We start from the raw sequence: 13,259 nt of genomic DNA, 5'->3' as shown, positions 1-13,259 counted from the left end.
CGATTACTTTTGTCCGCGGTGACGCTAATTTGCCACGCAAGATCACTCCACAGCAGCAGCTCGATTTGCCTGCGGTTCCAAAGATGTCGCGGAGCGCAGCGATCGCTGTCGCGATCTTCCTGGTCGCGCATCTCGCGCTTCTGATCGGTCTCGCCACGCCGGAGAAATTCGTCTTTGACGAGGTGCATTACGTGCCTGCGGCGCGGCAGATGCTTGGCTCCGTGGCGTCGCAGCCGGTGCTCAATCCGATGCATCCGCCGCTGGCGAAGGAGCTGATCGCGGCTTCGATCGCGGCCTTTGGCGACAACGCGCTCGGCTGGCGCTATCCGGCGACGCTGTTCGGCGCGCTCGCGATTGTCGCGATCTACCTCTGCGGCCTCGCGCTATTTTCCGCGCAAGCGCCGGCAATCGCTGCGGCGCTGATCGCCGCCTGCAATCAGATGCTGTACGTGCAGGCGCGCATCGCGATGCTGGACATCGTTGCGTTCGGCTTCGGCCTGCTCGCCACCGCCGCTTTCATGCACGGTTTTCGAAGAGAGCGCCCGCATGCGCTGTTCGCGCTCGCGGGCGCCCTGTTCGGTCTCGCTGCCGCCTGCAAATGGAGCGGCCTGTTTCCGCTCGGCGTCTGCATCGTCATCGTCGCTGTGGTCCGCCTGATGCGGGGCTGGCGCACGCTGTTCGCCGACGCGAAGCCCGGTGACTGGTATAGTCCCGACCTCTGGCCCGACTTTCGGGTGCAGCATGTCGCGCTGTGTTTCGCCGTCCTGCCGGCGGTGACATATATCGCCGCTTTCGTTCCGCTTTATGGATTGTCGCTGTCGGACCTGATCGAGGCGCAGCGCCGGATTTTTGCCGACAACACCACCACCGCGATCGCCGGCCACACCTATATGAGCTCGTGGCCGTCCTGGCCGTTGCTGGCGCGCCCGGTATGGTTCCTGTTCGATAAGTCAGCGGAAGATCGCGTTGCCGCGATCGTCTTCCTCGGCAATCCCGTGGTGCTGTGGCCGGCCCTGCTCGCGATCGCCGTCGTGTTGCGCGACTTCGTCGTCGCGCGCCGCTGGGATACATTCCTGATCGCGTCGTTCTATTTCGGGCCCTGGCTCGCCTGGGCGCTGCTGCCCCGCGCCCTAGGCTTCATCTATTACTACCTGCCGGCCGCAACGGCGGCATCGCTTGCGCTCGTCTATGTGCTGCGAAGAGAGGGGCTTCCGCGCTGGTTGCTCTGGGCCTATGTCGGCGTGGCAGCCATCGGCTTTGCGGTGATGTTGCCGGTCTCGGCGGCCTTCATCGGGACGTCGATGCAGACCTTCAACCGGCTGATGCTGTTTCAGAGCTGGATATGAAATCGCCGCCTGCCACGATCATGGCAGGCGGCGTGGTTCGTTCGCCGGTTACGTCAAATCACTTGGACGCGGTCTTGGTGTCCATGTTCACGACTTGGACGCGGCGGTTGATCGGGTCGGCGCCGTTGGCGGTGTCCTTCAGCTTGGTCTTGCCGTAGCCGACGGTGACGAGGTCGGTGCCGGCGAGACCGTAGTTCTGGACCAGGTATTTCTTGATGGTGTCGGCGCGCCGCTCGGAGAGTCCCTGATTGTACTCTTCGGTGCCTATCGCATCGGTATGTCCGGCGACCACGAAGGTCGAGCCCTTCAGCGATGGATCGGATAGCGCCTTGCCAAGCGCCTGCACTGAAGGCACCGAGGTCTTGGCGATGTCGGCCGAGTTGTAGTCGAACTGGATCTCCAGATCGATCTTCGGCTTGGTCGCTGCGAGCTCGGCGATCTGCTCGCGCTCGCCCGTCGACAGCGACCGGGTCGAGCGGTTGCGGACGGTATTCAGGAAGGTCGAATCCTTGGCCTGCACCGCCGGATCGGCCTGCGGACCAGCGGAGAGGCCGCGGGTCACGGGCTTCGGCTTCAACGCGTCCAGGATCTGGTTAGTGGAGACGTTGTCGCCGGCCAGTGCCAGGCCCGCCGACATCGTCAGAACTGCCGAGAGAATAATCGCCTTCAGTCCAAAAAATCTATCAAAACGGGTCATTGTCGTATCCTCGCTGTTACGCCTGATGGCGATTTGATGCTGCGAGCATAGGGAAGGTTCAAAAGCCCGGATGTGATCTTGGTCACGGTTGGAAGCAGGAAGTTCCGGGCCTGATCTCAGTGCCGGGCAGAAGGCGGCCAGCGCGTGTCGGCCGTTCGGTTCGGTGAGGCCTCCCGCCCGCGCGGAGTCGAGGGAACGGCGAAGCTGACTGCGCAGTTTACGTCCTGGCTTGCAGCAATCCCTGGACATTGATCGCCGCAAAGCCGTCGCGCGGTGGCCTGTCTGCGAACAAGCTTTGGGCCAGATGCGCGCCTAGCAGAATCCATCGTTCGAGCATCACAAGCAAAGGGAGCCGAGTCCATCCAGTGCCGAGGCCGAGCGACTACCAATTCTATCGCAATGGCCCGCCGGATCGGACAGTGTCCCTGACCTCCATGCCCATCTATATCGGCGCGGCGATGATTGCGGTGGCGATCCTGCTGTCAACGTTGATCACGGGCGTTACGAGCCGCTACGTTGGGCTCGAGGGTCCGACCGACGAGAACGTGTGGCTGGTCGACCGCCTTACCGGCAGCATCTATCGCTGCCAGGCGGAGGGGCCGGGCAAGGCTTCGTGCGAGCCGGATGTCGCGACCGGCAGCATCGGGGACCGGTCCAAAGCGCGCAAGGAGGGCCGCTGAGCCGTTTCCATCGCACCGCAGCATAGAAAATGTCTTCTCCACGAAACATCTTCGCCGAAGGCCGGCATCGCGCCGGTTTCGTTTTACGGAGGAGACTTTTCGATGAAGATCTTGCTTACCGCCGCAGCCTTTGTCGCGTTCGCCGTGTCCCCTGCATCCGCCATGATGGCTTGCACCAAAGATAACATGATGAAAAGTGCCGCCATGATGGGCGGTACGGCGGATACGCCGGCCAAGACGGCCATGAACAAGGAAATGGCCATGGCCAACACCGACATGAGCAACGGCAAGATGAAGAGCGCCTGCATGCATTACATGAAGGCGCAGAAGGCCATGATGGTGATAGTCCTCATCGAGCGGCTGCGCTGTCAGCAGATGGCAGCGCGGCTTTTCCCGGGCCCGCTTCTTTGCCTCCTTCTTTTCTTGCCGCGAATCCCGCTACATTGCATTCCGCAATGCCCCGCGCCCCGAAACCCCTTCCGCTCTCGACGACACAGGCCCGACAGATCTGGCTGCATGCCCAGCGGCTGGACGTACGTGCGCCGTTCGGGGAGGGCGCGCAGGCGGTCGCCGATGCGGTCGCCCATCTCGGCTATGTGCAGATCGACACCATCAACGTGATCGAGCGCTGCCACCACCACATCCTGTTCAGCCGCATCCCGTCCTATCGCCGCGCCGATCTGCGCCACGCCCAGAGCGTCGACAAGAGCGTGTTCGAATATTGGACTCATGCGCTGTCCTACGTGCCGGCCAGCGACTTCCGCTTCTTCCTGCCGGCGATGCGCGAGCACCGCCGCGAGGGACACAAATGGTTTGCCTCGGTCACGCCGGCTGACATGCGCAAGGCGATGAGGCTGGTGCGCACCGGCCCGCTGACGATCCGCGACATCGAGGACGACGTGCTCATCGAGAAGGAGCATCTGTGGCAGAGCCGCAAGCCGTCGAAGCGGGCGCTGCAGCTCGCCTTCTATACCGGCGCCGTGACCGTCAGCGAACGACAGGGCATGCTCAAGACCTATGAGCTGATGATCCGGCATTTCGGCTGGGACAAACTGCCGAAGCCGGCATCGACGAAGGAGATCACGGCCTATCTGCTCGACCGCGCGCTGCGGTCGCAGGGCGTGGTGAGCCTCGATTCAGTCTGCCATCTTGACGCGCCGAGCAAGAAGGCGGTCGCCGGCCTGATCGCCTCGCGCGTCCGCCGCGGCGAGCTCGTGCCGGTCGCAATCGACGGGGGCGGTAAGCAGGAGCATTGGGCTGAGCCGTCGGCGCTGGAGCCGGGCGAGGTGCCGCCGGATCTCGTCCACATCCTCTCACCCTTCGATCCCCTGATCATCCAGCGCAAGCGCACCAATTTGATCTTTGGCTACAACCATTTGTTCGAAGCCTATGTCCCCAAGGCGAAACGCAAGCTCGGCTATTTCGCGCTGCCGGTGCTGGTCGGCGACGAGATCGTCGCCGCGCTCGACCTCAAGACCGACAGACAGGACAAGAAGCTGCTGATGCAGAAATGGACCTGGGTCGGGCAGGGCAACAAGACCGCGGGGCGCAAGGACCTGAAGCGGCGTATCGAAGACGAGCTCGATCGCTTCGAGCGGTTTCAGTTGGCGGATTGATGTGCATCTTCGTAGGGTGGATTAGCGAAGCGTAATCCACCACTTCAGCTTCCGCGGATGCAAACAGTGGTGGGTTACGCTTCGCTAACCCACCCTACGCAGCGCGCCGAGCCGATCGATCCAGACGCCAAACACAATCCCGATCGCGTAGGCCACCAAATTCCACAGCGAGAAGATGCGCCCCAACAGCAGCGCGCCGGCCGTGGTCAGCCGGAATGCGTCGAGCCAGGGCGCATGCACCAGGCGGGAGAACTCGACAACGATCGCGATCGCCACCGCGATAGCAGTGAATTGGTTTCGCGTCAGCCGCGGCAGCAAAGCGCCGACGAGCAGGAAAACCATGGTCGCCCACGGCAGCGAGCCGCCATACTTCACGACGAAGGCGGGAAGGCCGAGCGGAAAACCGTACCATCGCAAGCCCAGCCCGCAGGCGATCACGATCAACGCCAGGGCAGCGCGGGTCACCGATATCCGCAGCGGCGTAACAGGTTTATCCGACTGCACGCCGTGCATTGCTTGCTCCATTGACTCTTTGCCCGCGATGCTCAAAACCCCGGATCAGCCCATAAAAGCAACAACCCGGGGGAAGCCATGAGCCAGACCACGACCTTTGCCGATTCTGCCGGCGTCGCCAAAAGCGCAATCGAGACCTCGACCATCCGCGCCATTTCCTTGCGCCTGATTCCGTTCCTGGTGCTGGCCTACTTCTTCTCCTATCTCGACCGCGTCAATCTCGGCTTCGCCGCGCTGACCATGAATGCAGAGCTGAAATTCACGCCGTTGATCTTCTCCTGGGGCGCCGGCATCTTCTTCATCGGCTATTTCATCTTCGAGGTACCGAGCAATCTGGCGCTGGAGAAGTTCGGTGCAAGCCGGTGGATCGCGCGGATCATGGTGACCTGGGGCGCAATCTCGGCGCTGATGGCGACGGTCTCGGGCGAATGGAGCTTCTACATCCTGCGCTTCCTGCTCGGTGTCGCCGAAGCCGGCTTCTTCCCCGGCATCATCCTTTATCTCACCTACTGGTACCCGGCTGAATATCGCGCCCGCTTCCTCGCCGCGTTCGCGGTCGCAGTCCCGGTCTCGACGGTGATCGGCGCGCCGGTTTCGGGCCTGTTGCTAGGGCTGGACGGTGCGATGGGCCTGAAGGGCTGGCAGTGGCTGTTCATCATCGAGGGCATTCCCTCGGTGCTGCTCGGCATCGTCACCTGGTTCTATCTCACCGACAGGCCTGAGAAGGCAGACTGGCTCTCGGCCGAGCAGAAGTCCTGGCTCAAGACGAAGCTCGATTCCGAGATTGCCGCCAAGCAGGCGGTGAAGCACCTGTCGCTCGGCGAAGCGCTGTCGTCGCCGAAGGTGATCATGCTGAGCCTGGTTTATTTCGGCTTCGTCGGTGCGCTCTATGGCATGCAGTTCTGGCTGCCGCAGATCGTCAAGGCGTTCGGTCTCACCAACGCCCAAACCGGCTTCGTCACCGCGATCCCCTATCTGTTCGGCACCATCGCCATGATCCTGTGGGCGCGGCATTCCGATGCCACGCGCGAGCGCGTGATGCATGTCGGCGCGCCGCTGCTGCTCACCGCCGTCGCGCTCGGCGTCTCCAGCTACCTCACCGATCCCGCCATGACGATGGTAGTGCTGACGGTCGCCGCGATCGGCGTGTTCTGCTGCTTCGGTGTGTTCTGGACCTTGCCGACCGCCTGGCTCTCCGGCACGGCGGCGGCCGGCGCCATCGCGCTGATCAACTCGATCGGCAACCTCGCGGGCTTCGGCGGGCCATACCTGATCGGCTGGGTCAAGGAAGCCACCGGCCAGACCTCAACCGGCCTGCTCGTGCTCGCGGTGCTGCCGCTGATCGCCGGCATCCTGGTGTTCGCCGGCGGCCACGAGAGCAAGCATGAATTCGCCGGGCAGGGGCGGTGATCTCTCCAACGTAGATCCTATGGGGTGGCAGGTGGTCAGGGTAAATTGAGTTTGTGACCACCAACTCACCCTGGAGGATCAACGATGCGTACTGATCACACTGACGCACCCGCCGGAAGCGAGTATGCCACGATTTACTTGGCTTTCGAACTGAGCAAAGCGAAGTGGCAGCTGGGGATAATGATGCCCGGCGCCGAGAAGATGCGTCGTTACCGGATCGATGGCGGGGACATGGCGGCGCTATCTGGCGTGCTTTTGCGGGCTCGAGGGAAGGCCGCGCAGGAGGGCAAGCCGGTTCGTATCCTGTCCTGCTATGAGGCGGGTCTCGACGGTCATTGGCTGCACCGCGGGCTGAGCGACAATGGGGATCACGGATTCCTGATGACTGACGATTATTGACTTTCATCAGCGATTAGTCGACATTCCTCACAACGCAGTGCGGGAGTGTCCTCCGATGTTCGTTCGGTCAGTTTTATCGAGCTATTCCAAGCTCTTGGCAAGGGTGTCGCTGGCTTTGATGGCCGCTGCACTGGCTGGGTGCAATGATACCGCGGCCCAAAAGGCCGACCCGCCGCGGCCGGTTCTGGTCGCGACCGCCCATTATGATGCCGAAACACCAGAGCGCAGCTTTGTCGGCACCGTCCGTCCCCGGGTCGAAAGTGACCTCGGCTTCCGTGTCGCCGGCAAGGTCGCCAGGCGCCTCGTCGAAGTCGGCCAGACCGTCGAGATCGGCCAGCCGCTCGCGATCCTCGATGAGGTCGACCTCAAGCTCCAGGCCGAGCAGTCCGTGGCCGAGCTGACGGCTGCGACCGGTGTGCTGGCGCAAGCCGCCGCCGCCGAGCAGCGCGCCAAGGATCTGAAGGCCAAGGGCTGGACCACGGATGCCCAGATGGATTCGAGCCGCGCCGCCGCCGACGAGGCCCGCGCGCGCCTGAACCGCGCCGAGCGCGCAGTCGAGCTGACCAAGAATTCCCTTTCCTACGCGACGCTCAACGCCGACGCCCGTGGCGTCGTCACCGCAACGCTGATCGAGCCCGGCCAGGTGGTCGCCGCGGGCCAGGCTTCGATCCGTGTCGCCCGCTTTGCCGAAAAGGAAGCGGTCGTCGCGATCCCTGAGACGCTGGTCGGACGTGCCAAGTCGGGCGCCGCCAGCGTCACTCTTTGGTCGGAGCCTGGCAAGAAGTATACAGCCAAGCTGCGCGAGATCGCGCCCACCGCGGACCCCGCCACGCGCACTTATCTCGCGAAATTCTCGCTTCCGGAGGCCGACGACAAGGTTTCGCTCGGCATGACCGCGACGCTGACGCTGTCGGACGCCGCCACCGAGCGCGTCGCGCGGTTGCCGCTGTCGGCACTGTTTAACGAAGGCGGCAAGCCCTCCTTCTACGTCGTCGACGACAACGGCGCGGTCACGCTGAAGCCGGTCGTGGTCAAGTCCTACGAGAGCAACGATGTCGTCATCACCAGCGGTGTAGAAGAGGGCGCTAAGATCGTTGCCCTCGGCGTGCAGAAGCTCGATCCGAGCCAGAAGGTGCGGATCGTGTCGTCACTGTCTTTCTAAGTTTTTAAGAGTCCCATCGTTGCGAGCTGAGTTTCGGCCCTCGTGCAAATGCGAAGGCTGAAGCGGCGAAGCGATCCAGAATCTGCCCAGCCCCCTGGATTGCTTCGCTGCCTCGCGATGACGGGTTTGAACAGAGTGGCTGTGGTTTTTTTGGCGATTGGATCGTCTTACGGAGAGTGCGATGAAGCGCTTCAATCTTTCGGCCTGGGCCGTCAGCCATCCGACGCTGGTCCTGTTTCTGATGATCGTGCTCGGTGCCGCCGGCTTCTTCTCCTATCAGAAGCTCGGCCGCGCCGAGGATCCGTTCTTCACGGTGAAGGTGGTCAACGTCTCCGTGATCTGGCCGGGTGCGACCGCGCAGGAGATGCAGACCCAGGTCGCCGATCCCATCGAGAAGAAGCTCCAGGAGCTGCCTTACTTCGAGAAGGTGCAGACCTATTCGAAGCCCGCCTTTGCCGCGCTCCAGGTCACCTTCCGCGATTCCACGCCGCCGAAGGACGTGCCGTATCTCTTCTATCTGCTGCGCAAGAAGCTCGTCGACGTGCAGGGCCAGCTGCCCTCCGGCATTCTGGGGCCCGTCGTCAACGACGAGTTCTCCGACGTCGATTCCATCCTCTACATGATGACCGGCGACGGCGCCGATTACGCGCAGCTCAAGAAGGTGTCGGAGGGATTCCGTCAGCGCCTCCTGAAGGTGCCGGGCGTGACTAAGGTCGACGTTTACGGCAATCAGGACGAGCGCATCTTCGTTGAATTCTCGCACGCCAAGCTCGCCACCCTCGGCATCACGCCGCAGGCGCTGTTCGATTCGCTCGCCAAGCAGAATAATGTGACACCGGCCGGCACGGTCGAGACCTCGTCGCAGCGCGTGCCGCTGCGCGTCACCGGTGCGCTCGACGGCGCTAAGGCGGTGGCCGAGACGCCGGTCGAGAGCAACGGCCGCGTCTTCAGGCTCGGCGATATCGCCACGGTCACCCACGGCTATGTCGACCCGCCGAGCTTCGTCGTGCGCCAGGAAGGCAAAGCCGCGATCGGTATCGGTGTCGTCACTGCCAAAGGCGCCAACATTCTCGATCTCGGCAAGGAGGTCGAGAAGGCGACCGCTGAATTCATGAAGGCTGTGCCGCAGGGCGTCGACGTCCGACTCATTGCCGACCAGCCCAAGGTTGTCGAGCACGCCGTCGGCGAGTTCGTGCATTCCTTCATGGAAGCGCTGGTTATCGTGCTGTTCGTGTCGTTCCTGGCGCTCGGTTGGCGCACCGGCATCGTGGTCGCGCTGTCGGTGCCGCTGGTACTCGGCATCGTCTTCATCGTCATGAACACGATGTCGCTCGACCTGCACCGCATCACGCTCGGCGCGCTGATCATCGCGCTCGGCCTGCTCGTCGACGATGCCATCATCGCGGTCGAGATGATGGTGGTGAAGATGGAGCAGGGCTGGGACCGTTATCGGGCCGCGTCCTTTGCCTGGGAATCAACCGCGTTTCCGATGCTCACGGGAACGCTGGTCACGGCCGCTGGCTTCCTCCCCATCGGCTTTGCCAATTCCGCGGTCGGCGAATATGCCGGCAGCATCTTCTGGATCGTGGCGATCGCGCTGGTCGCCTCCTGGTTCGTGGCGGTGATCTTCACGCCCTATATCGGCGTCATGCTGTTGCCCAATATCAAGGTGCACCAAAATCACGATCCGCATGCGGTCTACGAGACCCGCATGTACCGCGGCCTGCGCGCCATCGTGCAGTGGTGCGTCAACCACCGCATCACCGTGGTGGCCGCGACCGTCGGCGTCTTCGTCGCCTCGATCGTCGGCTTCGGCCAGGTCCAGCAGCAGTTCTTCCCGTTGTCGGAGCGGCCCGAGTTGTTCCTCCAGCTCCGTCTGCCCGAGGGCACCGCTTTCAACGTCACCGAAAAGGCGGTGAAGAAGGCCGAGACGCTTTTGAAGGACGACAAGGATATCGACACCTATACCGCCTACGTCGGCCAGGGCTCGCCGCGCTTCTGGCTCGGCCTCAACCCGCAGCTTCCGAACGAGGCCTTCGCCGAGATCGTCATCGTCGCCAAGGGCGTCGAGGCGCGTGAGCGCGTCAAGGCCAAGATCGAGAACGCGGTCGCCGAGGGCATGCTGACGGAGGCGCGGGTGCGCGTCGACCGCTTCAATTTCGGTCCGCCGGTCGGCTTCCCCGTGCAGTTCCGCGTGATCGGTCCCGACGCCAACAAGGTGCGCGAGATCGCCTACCAGGTCCGTGACGTCATGCGGCAGAACAAGAGCGTCAAGGATGTTCAGCTCGACTGGAACGAACAGTCGCCCTACCTCAAGCTTGTCGTCGATCAGGACCGGGCCCGCGCCATGGGCCTGACCCCGCAGGAGGTTTCGCAGGCGCTAGCGATGCTGATCTCGGGCGCACAAGTCACGACGGTGCGGGACGGCATCGAGAAGGTCGGCGTGGTTGCCCGCGCAGTCTCGTCCGAACGCCTCGACCTTGGCGGCGTCGGCGATCTCACCATCACGTCGCGTAATGGCGTCGCGGTGCCGCTGCAGCAGATCGCCAAGATCGAATATTCCCACGAGGAGCCGATCATGTGGCGGCGCAACCGCGACATGGCGATCACCGTGCGCTCCGATGTCGTCGACGGCGTGCAGGCGCCCGACGTCACCAACCAGATCACGCCGAAGCTCCAGGCGATCAAGGACAATCTCGAGCCGGCCTATCGGATCGAGCCGGGCGGTGCGTTCGAGGAATCGGCCAAGGGCAATGCCTCGATCTTCATCCTCTTCCCGCTGATGGTCATGGTGATGCTGACGCTTCTGATGTTCCAGCTTCAGAGCTTCTCCCGCCTGATCCTGGTGTTCCTGACCGCGCCGCTCGGCATCGTCGGCGCCTCCTTGGGGCTTAACGTCGCCAACGCCCCGTTCGGCTTCGTGGCGTTGCTCGGCCTGATCGCGCTCGCCGGCATGATCATGCGCAACGCGGTCATTCTGGTCGACCAGATCGAGACCGACGTCTCCCACGGCCTGACACGGCGCGAGGCGATCGTGGAGGCAACCGTCCGCCGTGCCCGTCCGGTGGTGCTGACGGCGCTCGCCGCCATCCTCGCCATGATCCCGCTGTCGCGCTCGGCGTTCTGGGGCCCGATGGCGATCACCATCATGGGCGGCTTGTTTGTTGCGACCTTCCTCACGCTGCTGTACCTGCCGGGTCTCTATGCCCTGTGGTTCCGCAAGAGCCTGGATGAGGCCGGTACTGCGGCGCAGCCTCCCGCGCCGCAGCATGGGAGCGATGACCATTCGGCAATTCCGCTTGCTGAAGCTGCTGAATAAATGAAGACTGCTGACTGACGAGTGCTGACAAATGACACTGATTGCGGAGCATATCGAAGGCGACACCCGGGATCGTATTCTCGAGGTGGCTGAGCGGCTGTTCCGCCAGATCGGCTACCAGAAGACGACGGTCGGGGACATTGCCAAGGAGCTCAAGATGAGCCCCGCCAATGTCTATCGTTTTTTCGAATCGAAGAAGGCGATCCATCAGGCCGTAGCCCGGTCGCTGATGGGCGAGGTCGAGCTGGAGGCGCAGCGGATCGTGGCCAGGCCCGGTCCGGTGCTGGAGCGCTTCCGCGAGCTGCTGACCACCATCCATCGCATGAACACCGAGCGCTATGTCGGCGACAACAAGCTGCATGAGATGGTCGAGATCGCGATGCAGGAGGACTGGGACGTCTGCGTCGCCCACATGGAGCTCATCACCACGGCGATCGGCCAGATGATCGCGCAAGGCGCCGCCTCCGGCGAATTCGAAGCTCCGGACCTGGAGCTCGCCTCAATGTGCGCCTGCACCGCTATGATGCGCTTCTTCCACCCCCAGATGATCGCCCAGTGCGCCACCAAGCCGGGCCCGAGCATCGACCAGATGATCGATTTCGTCATTGCGGGTTTGTCGCCGCGTCACTGACGGGCGGCGGAATTTTTCGTATAAACAGATCTGCTGTCATTCCGGCGTCGGTCCAGCGGCCGCCCCGGGGATGATACGCAAGGACGGATCAACAAACCCCGTCATTGCGAGCGCAGCGAAGCAATCCAGAATCTTTCCGCGGAGGCAGTCTGGATTGCTTCGCTGCGCTCGCAATGACGAGGAGGAAACAGCGCGTGACCGACAAAGACCTGCACTTCTACGAGCCCGCCAAGGGCCACGGCCTCAAGCACGATCCCTTCAACGCCATCATCGCGCCGCGGCCGATCGGGTGGATTTCGTCGCGCGACACCAGGGGCCACGTCAACCTCGCGCCCTATAGCTTCTTCAACGCATTCTGCTACGTGCCCCCGATCATCGGCTTCTCCTCCACCAACTGGAAGGACACGGTCGAGAACATCCAGCAGACCGGGGAGTTCGTCTGGAATCTCGCCACCATGGATCTGGCCAAGCAGATGAACGCGACCGCGGCGCATGTCGCCCCGGAGATCGACGAGTTCGAGGTTGCGGGACTTACCGCCGTGCCGGGCAAGCTCGTCAACGTGCCGCGCGTCGGCGAGAGCCCAGTGGCGCTCGAGTGCAAGGTCTCCGACGTCGTCCGCCTCAAGGGGGCCGACGGCAAGCAAGCCGACGCCTGGCTGACGCTCGGCGAAGTCGTCGCCGTCCACATCGACAAGGCCATGATCAAGGACGGCGTCTACCAGACCGCCGCCGCCCACCCGATCGTCCGCGCAGGACGGCAGGGAGACTATTTCGAGATCAAGCCGGAAAACATGTTCGAGATGGTGCGGCCGGACTAGCATTACAGTTGTCTTTTTGATTTGAAGTGAGCGCGTTGAGCGGCAGCCTGATGAGCTCTGCGCCAGAAAGACCATGCGATGATGCGTGCGGGTTGAATACGCTTTCGAGCAAGTCTGATGGCAATGCGGCGGATTTCCTGGATTGACCAACGGATCAGTGGCGGCGTGGTTATGCTTTGGCTTTTGCCGGGGGGCGAGGTTTCGTTTTTTTGGGCGGTGGCGGATTGGCGCGATGTCGGATCGCCGCCATCATGGCGAAGGCGAGCATCACCAAGGACACATGACGGTGCCAGCCATGCCAGGATCTGCTCTCGTTGTGATCGAGCCCGAACTCGTTTTTCGCGGTTTCAAAGCTGTCCTCGATCGCCCATCGATGGCCTTCGACCGCGACCAGCGTTTCAATTGATGTTCCCGCTGGGCACCAGGTGGTGAAGAAGGCGAGGTCATCATCGGCGATGCGACGACGGATCAGTAGACCGCGCGTCCATAAACCATCATTTGCGCTGTTGAACTGCTCGGCCTCGAGGTCGGCCAATTCGAGATAACACCAGTCGTGCAGCCGCGGTCCCTTGGTTCCGGCTCCCGCCGACAGGCGCTTCCAGTCGGACGGGCGCCGCGTCCGGGCGAGGTCCGCGGCCGTACCGGCGACCGGCGGTCGCTTGCCCCAG

12 protein-coding genes and 1 pseudogene are annotated in these 13,259 nt (G+C 63.0%); 10 read left to right on the top strand and 3 right to left on the bottom strand.

Translation table 11 applies throughout. The features are described from left to right. The first annotated feature begins 83 nt into the window (after nt 1–83). The gene (locus IVA82_RS12935; protein ID WP_247386768.1) at nt 84–1,346 is read left to right on the top strand and encodes a phospholipid carrier-dependent glycosyltransferase; all 1,263 of its coding nucleotides are present in this window, start codon (nt 84–86) and stop codon (nt 1,344–1,346) included. A gap of 58 nt (nt 1,347–1,404) precedes the next feature. Here the strand turns inward: IVA82_RS12935 and IVA82_RS12930 are convergent, their stop codons facing one another. Continuing rightward, nucleotides 1,405–2,043: an OmpA family protein gene (locus tag IVA82_RS12930; RefSeq protein ID WP_247386769.1), complete on the bottom strand. Its 639-nt coding sequence runs from the start codon at nt 2,041–2,043 to the stop codon at nt 1,405–1,407. 434 nt (nt 2,044–2,477) lie between these two features. Here IVA82_RS12930 and IVA82_RS12925 point away from each other — a divergent pair, with 434 nt between their 5' ends. The 3 genes and pseudogenes from IVA82_RS12925 to IVA82_RS12915 all read left to right on the top strand — a co-directional run bounded on the left by IVA82_RS12925 (nt 2,478) and on the right by IVA82_RS12915 (nt 4,339). After that, complete coding sequence (locus tag IVA82_RS12925; RefSeq protein WP_247386779.1) at nt 2,478–2,723, top strand: hypothetical protein; 246 nt, start codon at nt 2,478–2,480, stop codon at nt 2,721–2,723. Nucleotides 2,724–2,825: 102 nt separating this feature from the next. Further along, nucleotides 2,826–3,059: pseudogene (locus IVA82_RS12920) on the top strand (hypothetical protein); the annotation flags it as partial. Between the two features lie 119 nt (nt 3,060–3,178). Continuing rightward, complete coding sequence (locus tag IVA82_RS12915) at nt 3,179–4,339, top strand: crosslink repair DNA glycosylase YcaQ family protein (RefSeq protein WP_247386770.1); 1,161 nt, start codon at nt 3,179–3,181, stop codon at nt 4,337–4,339. Nucleotides 4,340–4,423: 84 nt separating this feature from the next. Here the strand turns inward: IVA82_RS12915 and IVA82_RS12910 are convergent, their stop codons facing one another. Beyond that, nucleotides 4,424–4,852 carry a DUF2809 domain-containing protein gene (locus IVA82_RS12910; RefSeq protein WP_247386780.1) on the bottom strand — a complete coding sequence of 143 codons (429 nt, stop codon included), beginning with the start codon at nt 4,850–4,852 and terminating at the stop codon, nt 4,424–4,426. Between the two features lie 78 nt (nt 4,853–4,930). On the opposite strand from IVA82_RS12910, the gene IVA82_RS12905 reads away from it, so the two are divergent. The 6 genes from IVA82_RS12905 to IVA82_RS12880 all read left to right on the top strand — a co-directional run bounded on the left by IVA82_RS12905 (nt 4,931) and on the right by IVA82_RS12880 (nt 12,591). Further along, nucleotides 4,931–6,262, top strand: a complete 1,332-nt coding sequence (locus tag IVA82_RS12905) for an MFS transporter (protein WP_247386771.1) — start codon at nt 4,931–4,933, stop codon at nt 6,260–6,262. Between the two features lie 84 nt (nt 6,263–6,346). Beyond that, a complete protein-coding gene (locus IVA82_RS12900; RefSeq protein WP_247386772.1) occupies nt 6,347–6,661 on the top strand; it encodes a hypothetical protein in 315 nt (104 codons plus the stop codon). Between the two features lie 55 nt (nt 6,662–6,716). Beyond that, nucleotides 6,717–7,823: an efflux RND transporter periplasmic adaptor subunit gene (locus IVA82_RS12895; protein WP_247493320.1), complete on the top strand. Its 1,107-nt coding sequence runs from the start codon at nt 6,717–6,719 to the stop codon at nt 7,821–7,823. Between the two features lie 181 nt (nt 7,824–8,004). Then, complete coding sequence (locus IVA82_RS12890; protein WP_247386774.1) at nt 8,005–11,142, top strand: efflux RND transporter permease subunit; 3,138 nt, start codon at nt 8,005–8,007, stop codon at nt 11,140–11,142. Nucleotides 11,143–11,173: 31 nt separating this feature from the next. Continuing rightward, nucleotides 11,174–11,773, top strand: a complete 600-nt coding sequence (locus tag IVA82_RS12885; RefSeq protein ID WP_247386775.1) for a TetR/AcrR family transcriptional regulator — start codon at nt 11,174–11,176, stop codon at nt 11,771–11,773. Between the two features lie 194 nt (nt 11,774–11,967). Then, complete coding sequence (locus IVA82_RS12880; RefSeq protein ID WP_247386776.1) at nt 11,968–12,591, top strand: flavin reductase family protein; 624 nt, start codon at nt 11,968–11,970, stop codon at nt 12,589–12,591. A 169-nt stretch (nt 12,592–12,760) separates the two neighbouring features. Here IVA82_RS12880 and IVA82_RS12875 read toward each other — a convergent pair. Beyond that, a partial coding sequence (locus IVA82_RS12875; RefSeq protein WP_247493319.1) for a transposase occupies nt 12,761–13,259 on the bottom strand: 499 nt, incomplete at its 5' end.

The sequence above is a fragment of the Bradyrhizobium sp. 142 genome (assembly GCF_023074015.1).
GTDB lineage: Bacteria > Pseudomonadota > Alphaproteobacteria > Rhizobiales > Xanthobacteraceae > Bradyrhizobium.
The sequence above is the reverse complement of the archived record's forward strand: the minus strand, read 5'-3'. Positions and strand labels throughout refer to the sequence as shown.